Annotated in this window: 19 protein-coding genes; 11 read left to right on the top strand and 8 right to left on the bottom strand. The window is 69.9% G+C overall.

From position 1 onward, the window contains the following. Nucleotides 1–162: 162 nt before the first annotated feature. From Q0L11_RS00005 to Q0L11_RS00025, 5 genes are all read left to right on the top strand, one after another. Nucleotides 163–750, top strand: a complete 588-nt coding sequence (locus Q0L11_RS00005; RefSeq protein WP_296594782.1) for a gamma carbonic anhydrase family protein — start codon at nt 163–165, stop codon at nt 748–750. Nucleotides 751–901: 151 nt separating this feature from the next. After that, a complete protein-coding gene (locus tag Q0L11_RS00010) occupies nt 902–1765 on the top strand; it encodes a DUF2189 domain-containing protein (RefSeq protein ID WP_296594783.1) in 864 nt (287 codons plus the stop codon). Nucleotides 1766–1958: 193 nt separating this feature from the next. After that, nucleotides 1959–3110 (top strand): hypothetical protein, encoded by a 1152-nt coding sequence (locus Q0L11_RS00015; protein WP_296594784.1) that lies wholly within the window; start codon nt 1959–1961, stop codon nt 3108–3110. 91 nt (nt 3111–3201) lie between these two features. After that, on the top strand, nt 3202–3489 hold the full coding sequence (locus tag Q0L11_RS00020; protein WP_296594785.1) for a hypothetical protein: 288 nt from the start codon (nt 3202–3204) through the stop codon (nt 3487–3489). A gap of 141 nt (nt 3490–3630) precedes the next feature. After that, on the top strand, nt 3631–5991 hold the full coding sequence (locus tag Q0L11_RS00025; RefSeq protein WP_296594786.1) for a PAS domain S-box protein: 2361 nt from the start codon (nt 3631–3633) through the stop codon (nt 5989–5991). Here the strand turns inward: Q0L11_RS00025 and Q0L11_RS00030 are convergent. Further along, entirely contained in the window at nt 5943–7337 is a 1395-nt protein-coding gene (locus Q0L11_RS00030) for an HWE histidine kinase domain-containing protein (RefSeq protein WP_296594787.1), read from the bottom strand. The two genes, Q0L11_RS00025 and Q0L11_RS00030, sit on opposite strands and share 49 nt — an antisense overlap. Before the next feature lie 130 nt (nt 7338–7467). Here Q0L11_RS00030 and Q0L11_RS00035 point away from each other — a divergent pair, with 130 nt between their 5' ends. Continuing rightward, complete coding sequence (locus Q0L11_RS00035) at nt 7468–8799, top strand: HWE histidine kinase domain-containing protein (RefSeq protein ID WP_296594788.1); 1332 nt, start codon at nt 7468–7470, stop codon at nt 8797–8799. Here the strand turns inward: Q0L11_RS00035 and Q0L11_RS00040 are convergent. Further along, entirely contained in the window at nt 8796–9920 is a 1125-nt protein-coding gene (locus tag Q0L11_RS00040; protein WP_296594789.1) for a hypothetical protein, read from the bottom strand. The two genes, Q0L11_RS00035 and Q0L11_RS00040, sit on opposite strands and share 4 nt — an antisense overlap. Before the next feature lie 293 nt (nt 9921–10213). Between Q0L11_RS00040 and Q0L11_RS00045 the strand changes: the two genes are divergently transcribed. Beyond that, nucleotides 10214–11122, top strand: coding sequence for an SPOR domain-containing protein (locus Q0L11_RS00045; RefSeq protein WP_296594790.1), 909 nt, complete (start codon nt 10214–10216; stop codon nt 11120–11122). Nucleotides 11123–11236: 114 nt separating this feature from the next. On the opposite strand, the gene Q0L11_RS00050 is transcribed toward Q0L11_RS00045, so the two are convergent. After that, complete coding sequence (locus tag Q0L11_RS00050; protein WP_296594791.1) at nt 11237–11389, bottom strand: hypothetical protein; 153 nt, start codon at nt 11387–11389, stop codon at nt 11237–11239. Between the two features lie 203 nt (nt 11390–11592). On the opposite strand from Q0L11_RS00050, the gene Q0L11_RS00055 reads away from it, so the two are divergent. Next, complete coding sequence (locus Q0L11_RS00055) at nt 11593–11958, top strand: hypothetical protein (protein WP_296594792.1); 366 nt, start codon at nt 11593–11595, stop codon at nt 11956–11958. 5 nt (nt 11959–11963) lie between these two features. Next, nucleotides 11964–12305, top strand: a complete 342-nt coding sequence (locus Q0L11_RS00060) for a hypothetical protein (protein ID WP_296594793.1) — start codon at nt 11964–11966, stop codon at nt 12303–12305. Here Q0L11_RS00060 and Q0L11_RS00065 read toward each other — a convergent pair. After that, the gene (locus Q0L11_RS00065; protein WP_296594794.1) at nt 12302–13207 is read right to left on the bottom strand and encodes an intradiol ring-cleavage dioxygenase; all 906 of its coding nucleotides are present in this window, start codon (nt 13205–13207) and stop codon (nt 12302–12304) included. The two genes, Q0L11_RS00060 and Q0L11_RS00065, sit on opposite strands and share 4 nt — an antisense overlap. A gap of 158 nt (nt 13208–13365) precedes the next feature. Continuing rightward, nucleotides 13366–15903 (bottom strand): TonB-dependent receptor, encoded by a 2538-nt coding sequence (locus Q0L11_RS00070; RefSeq protein WP_296594795.1) that lies wholly within the window; start codon nt 15901–15903, stop codon nt 13366–13368. Nucleotides 15904–16190: 287 nt separating this feature from the next. Between Q0L11_RS00070 and Q0L11_RS00075 the strand changes: the two genes are divergently transcribed. Beyond that, a complete protein-coding gene (locus tag Q0L11_RS00075) occupies nt 16191–17624 on the top strand; it encodes a hypothetical protein (RefSeq protein ID WP_296594796.1) in 1434 nt (477 codons plus the stop codon). Nucleotides 17625–17634: 10 nt separating this feature from the next. Here Q0L11_RS00075 and Q0L11_RS00080 read toward each other — a convergent pair whose 3' ends face one another. Then, nucleotides 17635–18672 carry a hypothetical protein gene (locus tag Q0L11_RS00080; RefSeq protein ID WP_296594797.1) on the bottom strand — a complete coding sequence of 346 codons (1038 nt, stop codon included), beginning with the start codon at nt 18670–18672 and terminating at the stop codon, nt 17635–17637. Nucleotides 18673–18677: 5 nt separating this feature from the next. Next, nucleotides 18678–19922: a serine hydrolase gene (locus Q0L11_RS00085; RefSeq protein WP_296594798.1), complete on the bottom strand. Its 1245-nt coding sequence runs from the start codon at nt 19920–19922 to the stop codon at nt 18678–18680. A gap of 156 nt (nt 19923–20078) precedes the next feature. Here Q0L11_RS00085 and Q0L11_RS00090 point away from each other — a divergent pair, with 156 nt between their 5' ends. After that, complete coding sequence (locus tag Q0L11_RS00090; RefSeq protein WP_296594848.1) at nt 20079–21395, top strand: dicarboxylate/amino acid:cation symporter; 1317 nt, start codon at nt 20079–20081, stop codon at nt 21393–21395. A 10-nt stretch (nt 21396–21405) separates the two neighbouring features. Here Q0L11_RS00090 and Q0L11_RS00095 read toward each other — a convergent pair whose 3' ends face one another. After that, nucleotides 21406–21834, bottom strand: coding sequence for a response regulator (locus tag Q0L11_RS00095; RefSeq protein WP_296594799.1), 429 nt, complete (start codon nt 21832–21834; stop codon nt 21406–21408). Nucleotides 21835–22143: the final 309 nt, after the last annotated feature.

A 22143-nucleotide genomic window follows, 5' to 3' on the forward strand; every position in this document is an offset into this window, starting at 1 on the left:
GACCGTCGTTAAGCTTTGAACAACCTTTCAATCAGGCCCGATCTAGGCCGTTTTCGGGCGCAGCTTTGCTGTAAAGGCCGCTTCCTCGACCTGACGCAACGGCAGGGTTGACGGCGACGGTCCTGGCGGCTGGCTATCGCGGCGAGCGATCGGAGGGCGGAGATGGAACGGGGCGGGGACCGGGATTTCGGGCGGGACGTGACGGTGGATGCGGCCGCCTTCGTCCATCCGACGGCGCAGCTCTACGGCAAGGTCAGCGTGGCGGCCGGCGCCTCGGTCTGGCCGAACGTGGTGGTGCGGGCCGAGTCGCACGAGGTGGTCGTCGGCGCGCGGACCAACGTGCAGGACTTCGTGATGATCCACATCGGCGGCGGGACGCCGACGATCATCGGCGAGGACTGCTCGATCACCCACCATTGCACGCTGCACGGCTGCCGGATCGGCGACCGGGTGCTGGTGGGCATCGGCTCGACCGTGATGGACGGCTGCGAGATCGGCGACAACACGATCATCGCCGGCCACGCGTTCCTGAAGGAAGGGACCGTGATCCCGCCCAACTCGATCGTGATGGGCGCGCCGGGCAAGGCGGTGAAGGTGCGCGACAACGCGGTGGCGAACGCCTTCAATGCCTGGATGTACCTGAAGAACGCCGAGGCCTTCGTGCGCGGCGAACAGCGGCTGTGGTCGACGCCGCAGTTCAAGGCGGCGGCGCGCGAGGAACAGGCGCGGCTGGCGGCGCTGTACGGCTGAGGACGCACGCGCCGGGCCGAGTGGCCGGTCGGGGCGGGGCGTGATAGGCTGAGGGCTCGTGTTTACCGGGCGGCGGTCATCGCCGGACGCCCGCTGCACACCGGCGGGAGCCCAGCGTGGACCACCGACCCCAACAGGCCGGAGGAAACGCATGGCGGTCGGCAATCACGTCGAGAATCCCCTCGAATACGCCCTGAAGAACGTGGTCGGCGCGTTCTCGGGCGCGCACCATCGCAAGACGGCGGCCGAGCGGGCGGCGGCGCGGGCCGAGCCCGAGATCCGCAAGATCGGGCTCGCCGACCTGACCGCGTCGCTGAGGAAGGGCTTCGGCGACTTCGGCGCGGCGCGCGACGACGTCGTGTTCATCGCCATCGTCTATCCGCTGGCCGGCCTGGTGCTGGCGGCGGTGGCCATGCGCTACGAGTTGCTGCCGATGGTGTTCCCGCTGCTGTCGGGCTTCGCCCTCATCGGGCCGCTGGCGGCGGTCGGGCTCTATGAGATCAGCCGCCGGCGCGAGGCGGGCGAGGACGTGAGCTGGATGGACGCGGTGCGGGTGTTCCGCTCGCCCGCCATCGGCTCGATCGTGGAGATGGGCCTGATCCTGATCGCGCTGTTCGCGCTGTGGATGGCCACGGCCTACGAGATCAGCCTCCTAGCGTTCGGAAACGGCGCGCCGCCGACGGCGGAGATCTTCGTCAACCAGGTGCTCGCCACGGGCGGCGGCCAGGCGATGGCGGTGATCGGCATCGGCGTGGGCTTCCTTTTCGCCGTGGTCGCGCTGGCGATCAGCGTGGTGTCGTTCCCGCTGCTGCTGGACAAGCACGTGGACCTGGACGTGGCCATCCGCACCTCGCTGAAGGTGGTGGCGGCCAACCCGGGGACGATGGCGGCCTGGGGCCTGATCGTGGCGGGCTCGCTGGTGCTGGCCTCGATCCCGGCCCTGGTGGGCCTGATCGTGGCAGTGCCCGTCCTCGGTCACGCAACCTGGCACCTCTACCGGCGCGCGGTGGGGTGAAGAGGGGGCGCCGGCGGCGCTGGCCGTACCAAATCTTCAATTTTTGAAACAGGGCTGCAATGCAGGCGGGGTAGGGCGATCCTGCGGCCGAGGGGGCCTGCCGTGCGCATTGCCGGAACCGGCGGCGCGCCCGTAAGAAGACACAAGAACGCCGCGCCGCCAGAGCCCGGCAGGAAGATGGGGAGTTGAGGCCATGCAAAAGGTGGTCATCGCAGCGCTTGGGACCCTTCTGCTGGCCAGCGTCGCCGCCGCGCCGATCACGGCCGCCGCCGCGGACGCGAAGGCCGCGCCCGCCGCCAAGGGCGCGCCTTACAAGGCGCCGCGGAACGCGTTCGGCCAGCCGGACCTGGCCGGCTTCTGGAGCAACGCCACGCTGACGCCGCTGACGCGCCGGCCGCAGTTCAAGGACCAGGCCGTCTACACGCCCGAGCAGGTGAAGGAGATGGAGTCCAGCGCCGCCGCCGAGGTGGAGGAGGGCAACCAGGACACCGACCCGAACGCGCCGGCCGAGGCCAAGCCCGCCAGCAGCGCCAACATCCGCCCCGAGTTCGCGGCGGCCGGCGGCGACGTGGGCGGCTACAACCGCGGCTGGCTCGACCCGGGCAGCCATGTGATGCGGGTGAACGGCGAGCCGCGCACTTCGCTGATCACCACGCCGAACGGCCAGGTTCCGCCCCGCAAGGCGGGCGCCGCGCCGGGGCCGCGCTTCGGCGGCGGCATGGGCTCGTTCGACAGCTACGAGAGCCGGTCGCTGGGCGAGCGCTGCATCCTGTCGTTCGGCCGCAACGCCGGGCCGCCGATGTTCCCGAACGGCTTCTACAACAACAACTACCAGTTCATTCAGACCAAGGACGCGGTGCTGATCGAGGTGGAGATGATCCACGACCTGCGGATCGTCCCGCTGAACGCCAAGCACCGCACCGACGGCGTGCGGCCGTGGATGGGCGATTCCATCGGCTGGTACGACGGCGACACCCTGGTGGTGGAGACCACAAACCTACCCCAGGCCCAGCACTTCATGGGCTCGTGGAAGAACCTGAAGATCACCGAGAAGTTCACCCGCGTGGGGCAGCACCGGGTGCTGTACCAGTTCACGGTCGACGACCCGGACACCTGGGACAAGCCGTGGGGCGGGGAATACGAGTTCTCGCCGCTGGACGGCCGGATCTACGAATACGCCTGCCACGAGGGCAACTACGCGCTGCCGGGCATCCTGGCCGGCGCCCGCGCCGAGGAGCAGCAGAAGGCCGAAGCGGCCAAGCTCGCCGCCGAGAAGGCCGAGGCCGACAAGGCCGCGGCGGCCAAGGCGACGGGCAAGAAGGGTTCGGCGAAGGCGGGCGAATAGTCCCACTTCATCGAGTGTCGCGCGGGCCGGGGAGCGATCCCCGGCCCGATGCGTTTGGGGACGGCATTTCCCGGAAACGGAGGGACGTCCCTTGAAACGCCTGATCACCGCCGCGGCCGTCACCGTGCTCGCCGTCTCGTCGCTGAACCTGGCCGCCTGCGGCCGCAAGACCGGATCGGGCGCCGAGGGCTCGAAGGTCGGCGCGGCCATGCCCGACACGACCCAGCCCCGCGACCCCAACGCGGCGATGACGGTCCCCGACGCCGGGGCGACCGGCGCCGTGCCGGCCGATGGCTCGCCCACGCCGCGCGCGGAAACGCCGGCGGACCAGCCCGCCACGGCGCCGGCCACCCCGCCCGTGACGGAGGCTCCGAAATAGGGGCCCGCCGACTTCGAATGCGTCAAACGGCCACAGGCTTGGCCCCTATCAATTGAGCGTTTCGCGAGTCCTGTTCACGGCCTCGAAAGCGGCGCGCCGTTAACGCTGCTGCCCTGTATGCGTGGCTTGGGGACCGGGCTTGTGACCAGACGCGAGACCTCGGGCGCCGAGGGGGCGTTCGCCTTCATCGCCGAGAACACGAGCGACGTGATCATGCGCACGAACGCGCAGGGGGTGTTGACCTATGTCTCGCCCGCCGTGCGGCGCTACGGCTACGAGCCTGGCGAGCTCATGGGGCTAAACGCCGGCTCCCTGGTTCACCCCGACGACGTGGACAACCTGCTCCGCAACAACGCGGACCTGTTCGCCGGGCGCAAGGATGCGGCCGCGCACCGGCAGCACCGGTTCCGCTCGGCGGACGGGAGCTGGGTCTGGTTCGAGGGCAATCCGCAAATCGTGTTCGACGACGAAGGGCAGGTCGTCGAGCTGATCAACATCTTCCGGGACGTGACCCACCGCATCGCGCTGGAGGCCGAGGCCAAGTCGCAGGCCGAGCAGTTCGAGGCCGCCTTCCGCGACGCGGCGATCGGGATGGCGCTGGTGGCCCTGGACGGCCGGTTCCTGCGGGTGAACGACGCCTTCTGCCGGCTGCTGGGCTACGACGAGCCGACGCTGCGCGAGCTGGACTTCCAGACGATCACCCACCCCGAACACCTGGACGCGGACCTGGAGTTGCTGGGGCGGCTGACGGCGGGCGAAATCTCCAGCTATCGCCTGGACAAGCGCTATCTGCGCGCCGACGGCGAGGAGGTCTGGGTCAGGCTCGCGGTGTCGCTGGTGCGCAACGCGGACGGGGCGCCGCAGCACTACGTCGCCCAGGTCGAGGACCAGTCCGAGCGACGGGCCGCCGAGGAGGCCCTGCGCCAGAGCGAGGCGCGCTATCGCCTGATCGCCGAGCACACGTCCGACATCATCACCATGACCGACCTGGAAGGCCGGACGATCTACGCGAGCCCGAGCGTGCGGCAGATCGGCTGGCGTCCCGAGCAGCTCGAAGGCAAGTCGTTCGTCTTCAGCGTCCACCCCGACGACTCGCGGGCGATCCGCAAGACCTTCGTCGACCTGCTGGCGAACGGCGGCGAGGCGACGCGCCTGCGGTGGCGGGGCATGGACGCCGGCACGGGCGACTGGGTATGGCTGGAGTCGAACCCCAGCCTTATCCGCGACCCGAAATCGGGCGAGACGACCGGCTTCCTCGATATCGTCCGCAACGTCAGCCTGCAGGTGGCGCAGGAGGAGGCCGTGGCGGAAGCGCGGGCGCAGGCCGAAGAGGCGGCGGCGGCCAAGTCGCAGTTCCTGGCCAACATGAGCCACGAGATCCGAACGCCCCTGACGGCCGTGCTGGGCTTCACCAACCTGCTGCGCGACATGGAGCTGCCCGAGTCGGCGGCCGGCTACGTGCGGCGGATCGCGGGGGCCGGCAACGCGCTGCTGGCGATCGTCAACGACATCCTCGACTTCTCCAAGCTGGAGGCGGGCAAGTTCGAGATCCGCCCGCGGCCGACGCGGCTGGGCGAGGTCTGCGAGGAGACGCTGCACCTGTTCTCCACCCAGGCGGAGGGGAAGGGGCTGTCGCTGACGCTGGAAGCCGCGGCGGACCTGCCGGCCGTGGCGATGCTGGACGCCGACCGCCTGCGCCAACTGCTGATCAACCTGATCGGCAACGCCATCAAGTTCACGGAGGCAGGAGGCGTCACGCTGCGCGCGGGGGCCGGCGAGGACCGTTCGACCGTCGTGTTCGAGGTGGCCGACACGGGGCCCGGCCTCGACGAGGCGAGCCAGGCCCGACTCTTCCAGCGCTTCAGCCAGGTGGACGACGGGACGACCCGCCGCCACGGCGGCACCGGGCTGGGCCTGGCGATCAGCCGGGGCATCGCCGAGGCCATGGGTGGGCGCATCGGCGTGACCAGCGCGCCCGGCGCCGGGGCGGTCTTCCGGGTGGAGCTGCCGGCGGGCGCGGCCGAGGCCGAGGACGCCGCGGACGACGACCGCGACGCGATCTCGATCGAGGGCGCCCGCGTCCTGATCGTCGACGACAACCCGGTGAACCGTGAGCTCAGCCGGCGCATCCTGGAAGCGGGCGGCGCCGAGGTGACCGACGCGCCCGACGGCGCCGCCGCCCTGGCGCAACTGGCGGCCATGCCGGTGGACGTGGTGCTGATGGACCTGCGGATGCCGGTGCTGGACGGCCGCTCGGCGCTGCGGTCGCTGCGCGCGGCGGCCGGCCCCAACCAGCGGGCGCCCGTGCTGGCCTTTACGGCAGACGCCGACGTGGAGGGCGAGGGCGAGCTGGAGGGCTTCGACGGCCTGGTGCGTAAGCCGATCGAGCCGCTGGACATGTACGCCGCCATCGCCGCCGCGGCGCGTGGGGCGGCGTCCGGCCCGGGACGGTCTCAGGCCACCGGGGCCCGCAGGCGGCAGACCACCCCGCCGCGCGCGTAGTCGATCGCGGCGGGCGCGCCGAGCTCGGCCGTCAGTCCCGAGATCAGCCGGCTGCCGAAGCCGCGGGAACTCGGCGTCGCCACCGGCGGGCCGCCGCTCTCGCGCCATTCCAGGTCGACCGCTCCGGGCGTCGGGCTCGTGGTCCAGTGGAGCGCCACGTGGCCCCGCGGCGCCGAGAGCGCGCCGTACTTCTGGGCGTTGGTGGCGAGCTCGTGCAGGGCCATGGACACGGCCAGCGCCACGTGGGGCGCCAGGCGCGCGCGCGGGCCTTCGATGCGGATGCGAGGCGCCTCGGGATCGTCGTAGGGGCGCACGGCCTCACGGGCGATGTCGTCCAGATCGGCGCTCTCCCAGTTCTCGCGGGTGAGCACGTTGTGCGCCGTGGAAAGGGCCAGCAGGCGGTCGGTGAGCCGCTCGCGCGCCTCAATGGCGGGCACGCCGTCGCGCAGGGTCTGGCGGGCCAGCGACTGGATGGTGGCCAGCGTGTTCTTCACCCGGTGGTTCAGCTCGTTGATGAGCAGGCGTTGGCGGGACTCGCTCTGCGCCAGCCGCGTGCGGTCGGCGCGGATGCGGGCGTCCTCCAACTTGGCCTCGGTGATGTCGGCGAGGACGCCCAGCATGCCGACGGGCCGCTCGTCGTCGCCGAACTCGATCCGGGCCAGCACCCGGATCCAGCGCTCGGCGCCGTCGCTGGGGCGGATGATACGGTACTCGGCCTCGTAGGGCGTGTGGTCCTGCAGCGCCCGTTCGGTGGCCTGCAGGGCACCGTCGCGATCATCGACGTGGACATTCTGCAGAAGGGCCATCCGACCCGGGGCCGCGCCCTGAGAGATGCCCACCAACTCCGCGGCCCGGGCCGACATGTCGACGGTGTCGCTGGCCACGTCCCAGCGCCAGTCGCCGTAGCCCGAAGTGGCCAGGGCCAGTTCCAGGCGAGCGGCCTGCTCCCGCTCGCGGCGGGCCCGGGCGCGGCGCTCGGTGATGTCACGGAACGTGACGGCCAAGCCGTCCTCGATGGGGAAGGCGCGCAGGTGGAACCAGACGCCGGGGCGCAGCTCGGAGTCGGCCTCGGCCTCGACCTCGGTGCGCGAGGTCATGGCGCGCTCGAGGAAGGTCCGCATCTCGCCGTCGGCGCCGAGCTGGGGCAGGCTCCAGGCCACGTTGCCGATGGCCTCGTCACGGCGGAGCCCATAGTGAGCCTCGGCCGCGCGGTTGCAGTAGGCGAGGCGCCAATCGAAGTCGAACGTCATGAAGCCGTCGCCGATGCTGTCCAGCAGTTCGGCCATCTGGCGGTACTGGGCTGCCTGCCGCCGCGCGGGGGACTCCGGAATGACGCCTGCTCCCAACCTGGCGATTTTTCACGCGATCATGGGCGCAGCCGGGGGAAGTCCACAAGCCCGGCGGCGTGTTCCGCCGTGACGCGGGGCGTGGGCTATGGCTTGATCCGCCCGTGGTTCGAACGGGCGTAGACGCAACTTGAGCAAGGTTCCGCCAAATCTCCGGGCGGACGCGCGGCTGGCCGCGGTCCTGGAGAGCATCAGCGACGTCTATTACGCCGTCGACCGCGACTGGCGGATCGTGCTGTTCAACCGCTCGGCGGAGGAGTTCTTCGGCCTGGAACGCGATGCGATCCTGGGCCGGGAGTTCTGGGAGCTGTACCCCGACCGCGAGGGCGAGTTCGGGCGCCTGCTGAAGGCGGCGATGGACGAGCGGCGCGCCGGGCGGCTGACGGCCCCGTCCGCGCTGCGCCCCGGACGCACCGTGGAGGTGCGGGTCGCGCCGCTGGCCGACGAGGGTGTCGGCGTCTCGATCGACGACATCACCGAGCGCGCCCAGGCCGAGCGGGCGATGCGGCGCAGCCAGCAGCGGCTGGACATGGCCGTCGAGGCCCACGGCATCGGCATCTTCGACTGGCACATCCCGAGCGGGAAGATCGTCTGGAACCGCGAGGAGGAGGCGCTGTTCGGCCTGCCGGAAGGGGGCTTCGGCGGCGACATCTCCGACTGGCGCAAGCAGGTGCTGGAGGAGGATCTCGGCCGGATGGAGGCCGAGATGTCGGCGGCCATGGCGGCGCGGCAGGAGACCATGAACTTCGGGTTCCGCATCCGCCGTCCGGACGGGGCGATACGTTGGGTCGAGGGGGCCGCGCGGTTCCTCTACCTGCCCGACGGGACGCCGCACCGGATGGTGGGCACCAACATGGACGTCACGGCCCGCAAGACCGCCGACCAGCATCAGCGGTTGTTGATCAATGAGCTGAACCACCGCGTGAAGAACACCCTGGCGATCGTGCAGGGCATCGCCTGGCAGTCGTTCCGGCCCAGCGAGGTGGCGCGGGAGGCGGTGGAGGCGTTCGAGGGACGCCTGGCCGCCCTGTCGGCCGCCCACGACGTGCTGACGCAGCAAAGCTGGGAGGCGGCGCCCATCGGCCAGATCGTGGCCCGGGCCCTCGCGCCGCACCATGCGGGCGACGGCCGGCTCAGCGTCGACGGGCCGCCCGTGGACCTGGAGCCGAAGAGCGCCGTGGCCCTGGGCCTGGCCATGCATGAGCTGGCGACGAACGCGGTGAAGTACGGCGCGCTGTCGACGCCGGAGGGGCGGATCGAGGTGCGGTGGGCCATCGACGGGGCGCGCCTGGAGCTGACCTGGCGCGAGACGGGCGGGCCACCGGTGGCCAGGCCGGCCCGCCGGGGCTTCGGCGCGCGGCTGCTGGAGCAGGGCCTGGCGGAGGAACTGGGGGGCGCCGTGCGGCTGGATTTCCGGCCCGAGGGCCTCGTCTGCGTCGTCGAGGCGGCGCTGGAGAGTTAGGCGGCCTGGGCGTCGTGGGTGTCGGACCCGAGGCTGACCTCGAAGTCCTGCAGGGTGTCGACGAGCTGCACCACATTCGCCGCCAACGGCTTGCCGCGCGGGAACTGGTAGCGCCAGTAGGTGGCGATGTGGCTGACGAGGCCGCAGCCGTCGCCGAGCGATAGGAACATCTCCGGCGACTTCAGCAGGAAGTCGCGGAAGGCCAGGGCGTTGCCCTCGACGGTGAGCTGCTGGAACACCTCGTCGTAGACGCCGAGGTGGTTCATCACCGACTTGACCTGACGCTCCATCTTGCCGCGCAGTCGGTTCTTGAGTGCTTCGAGCTCGTGCGCGGTCTCGGAATCGATGGGACCGATGACGCGCACCTTTCCCAGTTCGTTGAACACATCGCGGAGGTTTCCCCACAGCGTGTTGAGCACCCATTTGTAGTAGAGGAAGCCCTTCCAGGCGAAGATCCCCTCCTTGTAGTTCTCCTTCTCCAGCCTCAGCGTAAGGCGCAGCGGCTCGAGGCGTTCGTCGGTCTTGGCCGACAGCAGGGCCTCGACCAGGCGGGTGATGTTGTTCTCCTGCCCTTCGGCGTCGCGATAGGCGAGCTCGATCAGCTTGGCGATCTCGGAGCCCACGAAGCGCTGCATGCGGGCGAGGTCGGGCGCCGAGATCTCGAAGTGGCTGGGGCTGATGTCGAAGCCGCGGCGCTTCATGTGCTCGCGCAGCAGGAATGGGTCGAGCGACGGCAGCTCGTCGATGGCCTCCAGGACCGCGACGTCGCGCGGGAAGTCGGGCGCCTCGCCGCGCAGTTCCTCGAAAGCGTCCAGCCAGCCTCGTTCGGACACGAAGACCGAGCGGCCGCCGAGGCCGAGGTCGGAGCGCTCGAACGGGATGATCAGCTTGGTGGCGGTGTAGCGGATGCGGTCGAACGCCTCGCGCTCCTGGTCGCGCAGCCGGTGGCGGACGATCACCGCGCCGTTGAGGCTGGAGGCGACGAAGAACGGCGAGGCCTCGTGCTCGGGGTTGCTCGCGTTGCGCGCGGCGAGGGCGGCCAGGTTCAGGACGCGGCTGGTCGACGCGGTCTTCTCCAGGCCGCGGAGGCTGCGATAGGTGCGGTCTGAGCCCTTGCCCACGTTCCCAAATCCCGATGCGTGAAGCGGCAGGACGGGGAGGGCCGCTTCGTCGCGAGAGCTAGATCGTGCTGTGCAACTGTTAACCAGCCTCAGATGATTCCAGCCGCGGCCTTAGTCTCCGCGCGCGCAGGCGAGAATCGCCTACCCATTTTGGGGGTCTCGGGCCTCGGACGCCGCTTCGCGCACCTGTTTGACGTACCGTCGTTATCTATCGGTTGCGACACGCGCCGGCCTTGCGCGCGCCATGGTTCGCGAACAGTTTGCCTCCAGTCGTGTTGCGGGGATCGAGGGCGATGCAGGTCGGGGGCGTTTGGGCCTTGGCGGCGGGCGTGTGGCTGGCGGGCGCCGGCGTGTCCTGGGGCCAGAACGCGCCGCCCACGACCTATCCGCCGTCGATGGACCGGGAGCCGCTGCTGACCTGGCTGCAGCGCGAGACCGACATCCAACCGGACAAGGTGGTGGCGGTGACGCCCCAGGCCGTGACGTCGGTGATGTCGACCTTTCCCGCCGCGCCGGGGCAGAGTCCCCGCGTGGTGATCCGGGCCGAGGCCCTAAGTCCGGAGACGGTCGCCCATACCGGCGCGCTGTCGTGGCACGTGTCGATGAACGCCGACTGCGAGAGCCACAAGGTGCGGCTGGGCGAGACCACGGGCTATGCCGAGCGGAACCTGCTGGGCGAGCGCAAGCTGCTGCGCGCGGCCGAGAACGACTGGCGCACGCCCGACGACGGGACGGCGCTGGAGGCGGCGTGGCGGGCGGCCTGCCGCGCGGACTTCCGCGGGCCGTTCCAGGCAGCCGATGCGCAGCCGGCGGTGGGGACGCCTCAGGCCCCCGTCGCCCCGGTGCGCGAGCCGCCGCCGCCCCGGCCGGTGGACGCGAAGGCCGCGGCGGCCAAGCCGGTTCCGTCCAAGCCCGCACCGTCGCCCACGCCCAGGGCCACCCCGGCGGGACCCGCCGCAGGGGCCCTGGCGGTGCAGGTCGGGGCGACGCCGTCGGAGGCGGAGGCGAGCAGCCTTTTGGCGTCGCTGCGGCCGAAGCTGGGCGGGCGTCGAGCCTGGATCGAGACCGCGCAGGTGGGCGGCAAGACCTGGCGGCGCGTGCTGGTGGGCGGCTTCACCGACGGCGGCGAGGCGTCCCGGTTCTGCGCCGACCTGAAGGCGGCGGGGCGCGCCTGTTTCGTGCGGCCCGCGCGCACCGGCTGATCCCTTGGCGCCTTTCCCCTCCGAATGGGGGCGATCAAGGGCGACAGGGAGACTCTATCTCTCTGGTCTTGTACCTCTTTGCCCCGCCGGCGCCCGACTTCGGCGCGCCGCGCTCTAGGCGCGCCGGCCGGTCAGCAGGCGTACGACCAGCACCAGCAGGCAGCCTGCAAACAGCACGCCCGCGATGAAGCGGGCGGCGTCTACCAGGAAGCCCAGGACGGCGAGGCCGATCATCGCGGCCAGCAGGATGGCGATCCACTTTCCCATGAGCTTCACAATGGACGGCGCGGCGGGATGTTCCAGTCCTGCCTTGAAACAGCCTCATCAAGTCATGAATTACTCACGAAAGGCTGTGCTATAGTATTTGGACGATCCGGCCACGCGGGGACGCGGCTCGGGTCCTATCAGCCGTGAAATGGCCACAGCGAGGCTGCCCAAGTGGTGGGGGCTGCCGAGCTTGAGGACGGAGCATGCTGGCAGGACTGAGACAGATCCTCTTCAACCCGCTGATCGCGGCGGTCGCCCTCGCGTCGACCATCGCCCTGGCCGTCGCGCTGGGCGTCCTGTCGAATGGGTGGAACGCCGAGCGGGCGCGCTACGAAGCGCGTATCGCCGAACTGACACACGCGTCCGAGAAGGCCGAGGCCAGCTTCCGCATGGAACTGGCGTCCTGCCAGGCGGCGGGCGCCGCGCGGCAGACGCCAGAGCAGCGCGTCGCCGCCGCGGACGCGCCCCCCGGCGCGCGCCGGCTGCTGGAGCAGGGGCCGGAGGGCATCGACGCGTGCGCCCGCATGGAGAGCGCGGACCAGGCCGTGCTGTCGAACCTGAAGAAATGAGCCGGATGAGACGAAGAGGGGCCGTGCTGGCCGCGGGCGCCGTGGCGATGGCCCTGGCGGGATGCCAGACGCTGCGCCGGGAAAAGCCGAAGCCGGTCCCGCCGCCAGTCCCCCCGCCGGTGATCGTGCTGCCGAAGCCGCCACCACCTCCGCCGCCGCCGCCCCCGCCGCCGGCGAAGAGCTGCGTACCGCGTTCGCTCGGCCCGCCGCCGCGGTATCCCGACAGCGACGCGGCGTTGCGCAACGCGCCCGGCGCCGCCGACCGCTACCAGTTGATGGCGGCCGGGCGGATCCTGCGCCAGGAACGGCTGGAGGACCTGGAGCGGGTGGTGGCGGGCTGCCGCTAGACCGCGATGCCTACGGTCACCGTGCCCGTGTAGCCGGCCGAGGGACTGCCCGTGAGCGCCGGCGTCATGGCCGCGACCTGGGCCGAGGTGTTGTCGCCGAAGACGTTGTCGCTGGACGTGCTGGTCTGGGTGAAGCGCGAGGCGCTCTGACCATAGCCCCCGGCCGCGTAGACGGCGGTGCAGGCCGCTGCGGGCATGGCGAACTGCGAGACCAGCAGTCGGTTGGAATAGTTCGTCGCCGTACTCAGCGAGCGGTAGACCTCGAAGTGGATGTGCGGGTAGCGGCCGGCGTAGCAGCCCGGGAAGATCGTGGTGAAGGTGGCCTGGCCGTTGGTATTGGTCGCCTGCACGCCGCGCAGGTAGTTCTGCTGCGGCAGGTCGTAGATCGAATAGAGTCCGCTCGCGTCGCAGTGCCAGATGTAGATGGCGTAGTCGGCGAGCGCCGCGCACGAGGCGTTGCTGTTCTGCAGGTTGATGGTCAGGGCCAGCGGCACGCCCGCCGCCGCGCCCGAGAGGCCGGCGAAGCTGGACCGGATGTCGCTGCGCACCACGCCGCTGGTGTTGAGGATGTTGGAGAGGACGCCGTTGGCCATGTTGGAGCCATCGGCGGGGTAGGGGCCGTTGGTCTCGGTGGGGGCGTTCACGCAGGCCGAGCTGCCACTCGTGCCGGTCCCGGTCGTACCCGTGCCGGTGGTTCCCGTGCCGGTCGTGGCGGTGGTCGTCGCCGTGCCCGACGAGGTCGTCGAGGACGTGCCGGAATCGCGGCCGCCGCCGCAGGCGTTGAGGAGCATCGCGCCGCCGCCGACCGCCATCAGGCCCAGCATCCGCCGACGCGCGAGCATCTGGCGCTCCAGCGCCTCCAGGTCGAAGACAAGGCCCCGGTCGTGATCGTCGTCGTGCATGCGTCCCTCGATTGCTGCGATGCGATGAGGGACGCGTAGGCGCCCGGCGGGGCGGTCATGTTGCAGCGCTGTTACGTGACTGTTTCAGCCGACCGCCACAGCAAAACGCCCCGGCGGTGAGGCCGGGGCGTGCGCTGGTTCTGGCCTTAAGCGACGGATCAGAAGCGGTGCTGCAGTTCCACGCCGTAGGTGCGCGGGGCGATGTAGGACACCGTCTGGTTCACGAAGCCGGTGTTGGGGCCCGTGGTGATCCGGGTCGCGCTCACCCCGGCGGAGCCGCGGGAGTCGAACACGTTCTTCACGTAGCCGATCAGCGTCCACTTATCGTCCTTGTCGTTGAACAACAGGCGGGCGTCGACCTGATCGTAGGCCTTCACGCGGTTATAGTAGCGGTTGAAGATCGAGTAGTAGGTCGCGTCCCGCCAGACGTAGGTCAGCGAGGCCGACAGGTTCCCCGGTTCGAGCTGCCAGGTGTAGTTGCCGTTGACCGTGAAGCGGTGCGGCGTGGAGGAGGGCAGCTTGGCGCCCTTCAAGTCCTGGTTCAGCGAGGCGGTTGGGTTGGCGAGCGCCGCGGCAGTGTTGCCGGACAGCACCGAGCCCGGCTGGATGCCGCGCGGGTCCTCCGAGTCGCTGAAGCAGCACGCCTTGCGCAGCTCTGCGTTCAGGTAGGAGTAGTTGGCCAGGATCTGCAGGTTGTCGATCGGCTGCCAGATCGTCTCCAGCTCGAAGCCGATGACGCGGGCCTTGGGCAGGTTGAAGAACGACGAGACGTTGGTGTTCGTCACCGGGTTCAGGCCCGAGATCGGGATCTGGATGTCCTGGTAGTCGTAGTAGAACGCCGAGGCGTTGGCCTGGAAGCGGCCGCCGAAGGTGCGCTTGGCGCCGACTTCGTAGGCGTCGATGGTCTCCTTGTCGGTGCTGACGTTGGCCTGCAGCGTCGTGGTGCCCGAGTTGAAGCCGCCGGCCTTATAGCCCCGCGTGTACTTGGCGTAGACCAGGGTGTCGGTGTCCGGCTTCCAGTCGACGCCCAGGGTGCCCGAGACGGCGCTCCAGCTCTCCCGCAGGCCGCGATGGCGCAGACCGGTGGTGGGGTCGGTGTAGGCCGCCAGGTAGACCGCCGGGTCGGTGCTCGTGCCCGGCGCGGCCACGGCGGTGACGTCGACCGCACGGCCGGTCACCCGCGAGATCGGGCAGGTCGAGGTGTAGAGGCAGAGAAGGCGGGCGCTCTCGAAGGACCGCTTCTTGTCGTAGGTGTAGCGCAGGCCGGCGGTCAGCTTGATCTCGTCCGTCGCCTGCCAATCGACCTGGCCGAAGGTGGCGTAGGATTCGCTCACGTTTTCGGACGAGCCGTAGGCGTAGCGGCGCTCCGGGTTCGGCGCCGCCGGCAGCAACTGGGTGGCCGGGTTCGTCGAGAACAGCGTCGGGTTCTCGAAGCCGGCGTTGTCGGCATAGCGCGCGTCGGAGAGCGTGTAGTTCGAGCCTTCGCGGAACTGGTAGAGGCCGATCAGCCACTGCACCGGGCCGTCGCCGGTGGAGGTGAAGTTCAGCTCGTTCGAGAACCACCAGACCTCTTCCTGGTACTGGTTGTTGCGGCGCGGATAGTAGAGCTGGCTGGTGACGCCCGGCAGGAAGAACGGCGCCTGCCGCGACGTGCCGTCAAGGTCGGTCTGGAGACGGTAGTCGTAGTAGGTCATGCCGCCGATGTACTTCACGTCGACGCTGTCGAGGTGGAGCACCGTTTCGAGCGTGTAGGTGTTGCTCTCGAGGCTGATGTAGTTGCCGTCGTCGTTGTCGAAGCAGAACTGGCAGGTGTTGCCGGGCACCTGCGGGCTGAGGCCGAAGGCAGCGGCGTTGGGCGTGAGGCTGGCCTGGAAGGGCGTGGTCACGTCGCGCAGGCCGTAGATGGCCGTGGTGCGGCCGCCGGGGCCGCGGCCGAGGGTGTGCCACTCGGTGGTCGAGGCCTTCAGCCACCACTCCAGCTTCTCGTCGGCGAGGCTGCCGTCGAGCTGGCCTTCCACGGTCCATTGGGCGCCGCGGTTGCCCTCGTTCTTGCCGTTCGGGTTGAGGTTCTCGAAGGTCCCCTTGCCGATGTGGCTGTACGAGCCGGCCAGGCGGCCGCGGACCGTGCCGAACAGCGGGCCGGAGATGGCCGCTTCGCCGAGCGTGTTGTCGTAGTTGCCGTAGCCGGCGCGGACCTCGGCGTAGAGGTCGTCGGTCGGGCGCTTCGACACGATGTTCAGGGCGCCGCCGATGGCGTTGCGGCCGTACAGCGTGCCCTGCGGGCCGCGCAGCGCCTCGGTCCGCTCGATGAAGAGCGAGGACTGGGCGAAGGCCGTCACCGACGAGGTGTAGAAGCCGTCGTTGTACATGGCCACGCCGCCCTCGGAGGAGCGGTTGTTCGTGAAACGACCGATGCCGCGCATGTTGATGCGGTCGTTGTTGGTCGAATAGGCGAGGCCCGGCGTGAAGTTCGTCAGGTCGGCCACCGAATTGATGCCGACCAGTTCGCGCTTCTCGTCGGTGAAGGCCGACACGGCGACCGGCACGTCCTGCAGGGACTGCTCGCGCTTTTCCGCGGTGACCACCAGTTCTTCGATTTCGGCGACCTGTGCGTACGCCGCCGTAGAGACGGCCGCGCCGCCAATGACCGTCAGTGCGCAGGCGCACGACAGCAACATGCTCTTTCTGGAAGGCATTTCCTGTTTCCCCCAAGCCCGTTTTAAGCAGCGCCTTAGTGGCGCTTGGATTCGAATGTCCGGCATGGCGGACGCCACGTCAATAAGACCGCGCCGTATACCGCCGGTTTTCGATCCGGGTGTCTTTCTGAAGCAACGGTTTGGAGAACGCGGTATGCCGGCGCGCCATGGCGCAGGTGCGCCACAGGGCTGCCGCAACCCTGAACCGCCTCTGACGTTTCCGCTCATCGCCCCGTTCAGCCGCCGAGGGACAGGCTGGCGACTCCCGAGGAACGACGAGGTGAACCATGACCCGCTTCGGATTGAAGGCCCGGCTGGCGGCGGCGGCCGCGCTGGCGCTGATACTGCAGGCCTGCGACGACCGCGGGGGGCGGGTCGATGCGCCCGAGCCGCCCTCGTTGGCCGATATGGCGGCGATGAGCGACCTGCCGTACGCGGAGCCGGCGCGCGTGGATTATCGCGAGCCTGCGCAGGGCTATGCCTGGGCGGAGCGGGCCTACGGGCTGCAGCGCGCCGTCTACGACACGCCGCCAGACTACGGTTTCGAATACGACGGGGCCGTCCCCCTGGCCTGGGAGACCGAAGACGACTGGGCGATGTATGCCGAGCCGTGGGACGACGGATACCGCTATTACTATTACGAGCCGGGCGTGGAGTACCCGTACTTCGTCCGCGACGCGGACTACGGCTACGCCTATGACGCCGGCGGGATTCTGGTGGCGGTCTTCGACGCCGGCGGCCGCTATCTGGCGCGGGACGACGTGCGCCGGTTCGCGCCGGTCGCGGGTCGCTACTGGGTGCGGGGTCACGAGCTGCGCGGCGCGTCGGCCCGTCGAGTGCGCGTGAGCGAGCAGGCCTGGCGGCAACGGGCGCCGCAGTTCATCCAGACCGCCGATCCGTGGATGCGCGCCGCGCGCGAGGACCGCCGTTGGCAGGCGTGGCGCGCGCACGACCAGGAGCGCGAGCTGCGCCGTTTCGCACGCGAGACCGAGCGTCGTGAGCACGCGGCGCGGGGCTGGCGTCAGCCGGATGGCGTCGAGCGGGTCGCCGGCCTATCGGCCTACGAAGGCTGGTCCCCGCGCCGGCAGCAGGACGAATGGCGGCGGGAGGAGGGCCGCAACTGGCAACGCCAGCAGGCTGAGCTTCAGGCGCCGCAGCGTACGGTGTTCGCGTCGCAGCAGCGACAGGGGGACCTGCGGCGGGAGCCGCCGCTGCGCGAGGAACTGCGCCGACAGGGCGAGCGGCAGGCGCTGAGACAGGCGGAGGTCCGGCAACAGCAGCAGGCGCAGCGTGAGCAGACGCGGCGCGAGGGCGAGCAGCAACGGATGGCGCAAGCTCGCCAACAGCAGCAGGCCCAGCGGCAGCAGGCGGCCCAGCAGCAACAGTCCCAGCAGCAACAGGCGCGGCGCGAACAGATGCGGCGGCAGGGCGAGCAGCAGCGGATGGCGCAAGCTCGCCAACAGCAGCAGGCCCAGCGGCAGCAGGCGGCCCAGCAGCAACAGTCCCAGCAGCAACAGGCGCGGCGCGAACAGATGCGGCGGCAGGGCGAGCAGCAGCGGATGGCGCAAGCTCGCCAACAGCAGCAGGCCCAGCGGCAGCAGATGGCCCAGCAGCAACAGGCCGCGCAGGCCCGCCCGCAGGCTCGGGCGGCCGAGCAGCGGGGTCAGCCGGCTTCAGCGCGGGAGCATGGCCCCGGCGGCGGACACGGCCGCAAGGACTGAGATCGCCTGCTCAGCGTTCGGAGAGGTCCACCGCCTCGGGCGCGCGGCCCTCGGACTCGGTCTTCCGGGCGCCGGCGAGGATGCCGGGCAGGGCGTAGTTGCCCTCGTGGCAGGCGTACTCATAGACCGGGCCCGGCGCCGCGTTCAGCGCCATCTCCGCCTTCCAGGTCCGGGTGTAGACCTTCGGATCGTCCACCTCGAACGCGTAGAGGATCTGGTCCTTCGAGATGCGGGTGAAGCGCTCTGTCACCTTGGCCTCGGGCGAGATGTAGAGGCTGGCGCCGAAGTAGGGGCGGAGGGATTCGCCGGGGTTGAAGCCCATGGTCTCGACGACGAGGGTTTCGCCCTCCCAGCGCCCGACGGAATCGCCCATCCAGGTGCGGACCGAAGGCGGCGGCCGGTGCGCATCGGCCAGCCGGATGATCCGGGCGTCGTGGTTCATCTCGACGACGATGACCACGTGATCGCGGGCCTGCTGGACCTGGTAATTGTTGTTGTAGAGGACGTTCAGCATGGGCGGTCCGGCGGTGGAGCCGAAGCCCAGGATGCAGCGCTCGCCCAGCGGCCGCGCCTCGGGTCCGTCGAAGGTGTTGCGGGCCTTGTTGAGGGTGTCCTGGTAGAGCTTCCACCCCTCGGGACGATAGGGCAGCTTGCCGTCGGCGGGATCGACCAGCCACGAGGTGCGGACCTCGCCGCGGATGCGGCCCATGCGGCTGCCGGCGTCGGTCCAGAAGGCGTTGTAGCCGCCCGGATCCTCGCCGGCCTTGGGGGCGGGCGCATTGGGATCGGTGGGGCGGCTCTGGGCGTCCATCATCCTGGCCCGCATCGCCTCGACCTTGCGGGCCTGTTCCTCGGTGATGACGAGGTCCTTGAACTGCGGGCCGCGTTCCAGGCCGGTGAGCGAGGCGTTGGTCCAGACGCCTTCGAGGTCGGGCTGGCCGAAGGCGTTGCGGGGCGTCTTCCAGGCGTCGGCGGCGACGGCGCCTGACGCAGCAAAGGCGGACGAGGCGAGAACGGAGAGGGCGAGGGCGGTGAGGCGGCGGCGCATGGGGATCACGCCTTCCGCGCCAGGGCGGCGTAGACCGCCTGGGGCGAGATCGAGCGGACGTCGGGCGTGCCGCCGCCGGGGACCGACCCGCGCACGTTCTGGATCATGCCCACGAAGACGATGTCGTTGGTCGGGTCGATCCAGAACCAGGTGCCGAACGCGCCGCCCCACCAGTAACTGTCCTGGCCGTGGGGCAGTCCGCTTTCAGCCAGGCGTTCGTGCACAGCGAAGTCCATGCCGAAGCCCAGGCCCTTCTGCACCGGGCCGTAGAGGTCGACGCCGACGCCGGGCTGCAGGACGGACTTGCGCATCAGCTTGACGGTCTCTGGCTTTAGGACGCGGGCGCCCTCGAGTTCGCCGCCTTGCAGCAGGGACTGGCAGAACCGGTAGTAGTCGGGGGCCGTGGAGTAGAGGCCGCCGCCGCCGGCCAGGAAGCGGGGCGGGGCGGTGGCCACGCGGCTCTCGGCCGGGACGATCCTGCCCGCCGGGTCGTAGGTGTGGATACGCACCACGCGCGCCGTCTTGGACGGGTCCACCCAGAACTGGGTGTCGGGCATCTTCAGCGGCGTCAGGATGTGGTCCTGGAAGTAGCGGTCCAGTGACTTGCCCGACAGCTTCTGGATCACATAGCCCTGCAGGTCGACGCAAGGGCCATAGGCCCAGTCCGTGCCCGGCTGGCTTTCCAGCGGCAGCTTGGCGAGCTTGTCCACCATGCCCTGAAGGTCGGTCTCGCGCAGGTTGACGCCGCCCGCCTCGTAGACGCCGCTCGTCCCGAAGCCGGCGGTGTGGCTCATGAACTGGGCCATGGTCATGGGCCGAGTCTGGTCGGCGAGGCCGGCGGCGGTCTTCACCTTCAGGCCGGCGAACTCGGGGATGTGCTTCGCGACGGGGTCGTCCAGCTTCCACCGGCCCTCTTCCCAGAGCTGCATCATCGCGACGCCGGTCACGGGCTTGGTCATGGACGCGATGCGGAAGATCGAGTCGGTGGCCATCGGCGCGGACGCGGAGGCGTCCTGCTTGCCGTAGGCGTCCAGGTTCACGACCTTGCCGTTGCGCGCCAGCAGGGTGACGACGCCGGCCAGCTTCTGCTGGTCGACCAGGGCGTGCATCCGCGCGTTGAGGTCGGCGACGCCGGCGGCGGTGAAGCCGGCGCTGGCCGGCGGCTGCACGGCGATCCCGGCCGCGGCGGGCAGGGCGGTCAGCGCCGCGGCGCCTCCGAGCAGCAGGCGGCGCCGATCGAGCACGATCATGGTGGTCCTCCCCAATCCTGGCCCGTCTGGTGCGGGCTCTTTCGGGGATCAGCATCCCCTGTTTTCGAAAGCTGGGCTACCTGTATTGCGGGGATGTTTCGACGGCTGCCGCAAGGTAGGTTGGCGGGGAAGACAGGGGGGAGTCGGGTGGCCGGCATCAGGACGATCGAGGCGCCGGCGAAGCGGCCGCTGTGGACGCAGCTCTATGTGCAGGTGCTGTTCGCCATCACGCTGGGGGCGCTGATCGGTCACTTCTGGCCGCAGACCGGCGAGGCGCTGAAGCCGCTGGGCGACGCCTTCATCAAGCTGGTGAAGATGATCATCGCCCCGGTGATCTTCCTGACCGTGGTGACCGGCATCGCCGGGATGCGCGACATCGGCAAGGTGGGCGGCGTCGCGCTGAAGGCGTTCGCCTACTTCTTCACGGTGTCGAGCTTCGCGCTGGTGGTGGGCCTGACGGTCGCCAACGTGGTGCAGCCCGGCGCCGGCATGCACATCGACCCGGCGAGCCTCGATGCCGAGGCGGTGAAGAGCTATGCGGCCAAGTCGCACGACATGACCGTCGTGGGCTTCCTGATGGACATCATCCCCGAGACCGTGGCCGGGGCTTTCGTCGGCGGCAACATCCTGCAGGTGCTGTTCTTCTCCATCCCGTTCGGCCTGGCGCTGGCGATGATCGGGGATCGGGGACAGCCGGTGCTGACGGTGCTGGAGTCGGCGGCCGAGGCGTTCTTCCGGCTGGTGGCGATCTTCATGCGCGCCGCGCCGATCGGCGCGTTCGGGGCGTTCGCCTTCACCGTGGGCAAGTACGGGATCGCCAGCATCGCCAGCTTGGCGGCGCTGGTGGCGACCTTCTACGGGACGTCGATCCTATTCGTGCTGGTGGTGCTGGGGGCGGTGGCGGCGCTGAACGGCTTCTCGATCCTGAAGCTGATCCGCTACCTCAAGGAAGAACTGCTGCTGGTGCTGGGCACCTCGTCTTCCGAGGCGGCGCTGCCGTCGCTGCTTGAAAAGATGGAGCGGGCGGGGGCGGCCAAGTCGGTCGTCGGGCTGGTGGTGCCGACGGGCTATTCCTTCAACCTCGACGGCACGAACATCTACATGACCCTGGCGGCGCTGTTCATCGCCCAGGCGCTGGGGATCCGCCTGTCGCTGGAGGAACAGCTCCTGCTGCTGGGCGTGGCGATGCTGAGCTCGAAGGGCGCGGCTGGCGTGACCGGGGCGGGCTTCATCACCCTGGCGGCGACGTTGCAGGTGGTGCCCAGCGTGCCGGTGGCCGGCATGGCGCTGATCCTGGGTGTGGACCGGTTCATGAGCGAGTGCCGCGCGCTGACCAACTTCGTTGGGAACGCCGTCGCGACGCTGGTGGTCTCGCGCTGGGAAGGCCAGCTCGACAGGGCGAAGCTGGCGGCGGCCCTCAGCGGGCCGTCGGGCGCGGTGGCGGCGCTGCCGCTGGAAGCGGACGCCGACTGAGCGGCGCGCCTTAGCTGGCGCGGCTGAGGGCGGGGGCCGGAGCGGGGCCTGCGCACCGCTTGATCGTCGCCATCAGGCCCGACACCAGGATCGGCTTGGAGACGAAGTCGTTGAAGCCCATGGCGACGTATTCGGCCGGCCGGCGCGAATAGACGTCGGCGGTCAGGGCAATGACGGGAATGTTCCGCTCGGGGCCCGGCGATGCGCGCAGCTTCTCGATCACCTCGATCCCGGTCATGCCCGGCATGTGGATGTCGAGGAGGACGAGGTCGAAGGCCTCCACCGCCAGGCGCTCGAGGGCATCCTGACCGGAGCAGGCCATGACAGCCTGATGACCGAACGCGCCCAGGATCTCCTGCACGACGCGCAGGTTCATGGGGTCGTCGTCGACGTGCAGGACTTTAAGCGGCCTGCCGATTTCGCCCGAGCTCTCCGGCACGTTGTCTGGCTCCACGGGACGGCGCGGGGAGTGACGCGCCCGTTTCAGCCTCAAAATGCCGCGTCGGGGTTTAAGGTAAGACTGATAGACGTCCTGAATCCCGCATTAACCAGGTTCGGACATGCGGCCCATCCGAAATGGACGCGCAGGTTGCGCGTTTCCGTAAATTCATCTTCGCGATTCTGCGATGCGCGGCAAGTTTTCGATAGTTAAGGGCCGTCGCCGGACCCGGCGAATTCTTGCGAGTCTCTAGACGAGACCGGCGATGGCTGCGATCACCGCCGCCGCAGAGGCCGCCATCGCCAGGGT

Source organism: Phenylobacterium sp., assembly GCF_024508875.1.
Classification (GTDB): domain Bacteria; phylum Pseudomonadota; class Alphaproteobacteria; order Caulobacterales; family Caulobacteraceae; genus Phenylobacterium.

Bases quoted from the DNA above. Each gene is read 5' to 3' on its own strand.
- Q0L11_RS00005 (WP_296594782.1), top strand. From the start codon at position 163: ATGGAACGGGGCGGGGACCGGGATTTCGGGCGGGACGTGACGGTGGAT.
- Q0L11_RS00010 (WP_296594783.1), top strand. From the start codon at position 902: ATGGCGGTCGGCAATCACGTCGAGAATCCCCTCGAATACGCCCTGAAG.
- Q0L11_RS00015 (WP_296594784.1), top strand. From the start codon at position 1,959: ATGCAAAAGGTGGTCATCGCAGCGCTTGGGACCCTTCTGCTGGCCAGC.
- Q0L11_RS00045 (WP_296594790.1), top strand. From the start codon at position 10,214: ATGCAGGTCGGGGGCGTTTGGGCCTTGGCGGCGGGCGTGTGGCTGGCG.
- Q0L11_RS00050 (WP_296594791.1), bottom strand. From the start codon at position 11,389: ATGGGAAAGTGGATCGCCATCCTGCTGGCCGCGATGATCGGCCTCGCC.
- Q0L11_RS00055 (WP_296594792.1), top strand. From the start codon at position 11,593: ATGCTGGCAGGACTGAGACAGATCCTCTTCAACCCGCTGATCGCGGCG.
- Q0L11_RS00060 (WP_296594793.1), top strand. From the start codon at position 11,964: ATGAGACGAAGAGGGGCCGTGCTGGCCGCGGGCGCCGTGGCGATGGCC.
- Q0L11_RS00065 (WP_296594794.1), bottom strand. From the start codon at position 13,207: ATGCACGACGACGATCACGACCGGGGCCTTGTCTTCGACCTGGAGGCG.
- Q0L11_RS00070 (WP_296594795.1), bottom strand. From the start codon at position 15,903: ATGCCTTCCAGAAAGAGCATGTTGCTGTCGTGCGCCTGCGCACTGACG.
- Q0L11_RS00075 (WP_296594796.1), top strand. From the start codon at position 16,191: ATGACCCGCTTCGGATTGAAGGCCCGGCTGGCGGCGGCGGCCGCGCTG.
- Q0L11_RS00080 (WP_296594797.1), bottom strand. From the start codon at position 18,672: ATGCGCCGCCGCCTCACCGCCCTCGCCCTCTCCGTTCTCGCCTCGTCC.
- Q0L11_RS00085 (WP_296594798.1), bottom strand. From the start codon at position 19,922: ATGATCGTGCTCGATCGGCGCCGCCTGCTGCTCGGAGGCGCCGCGGCG.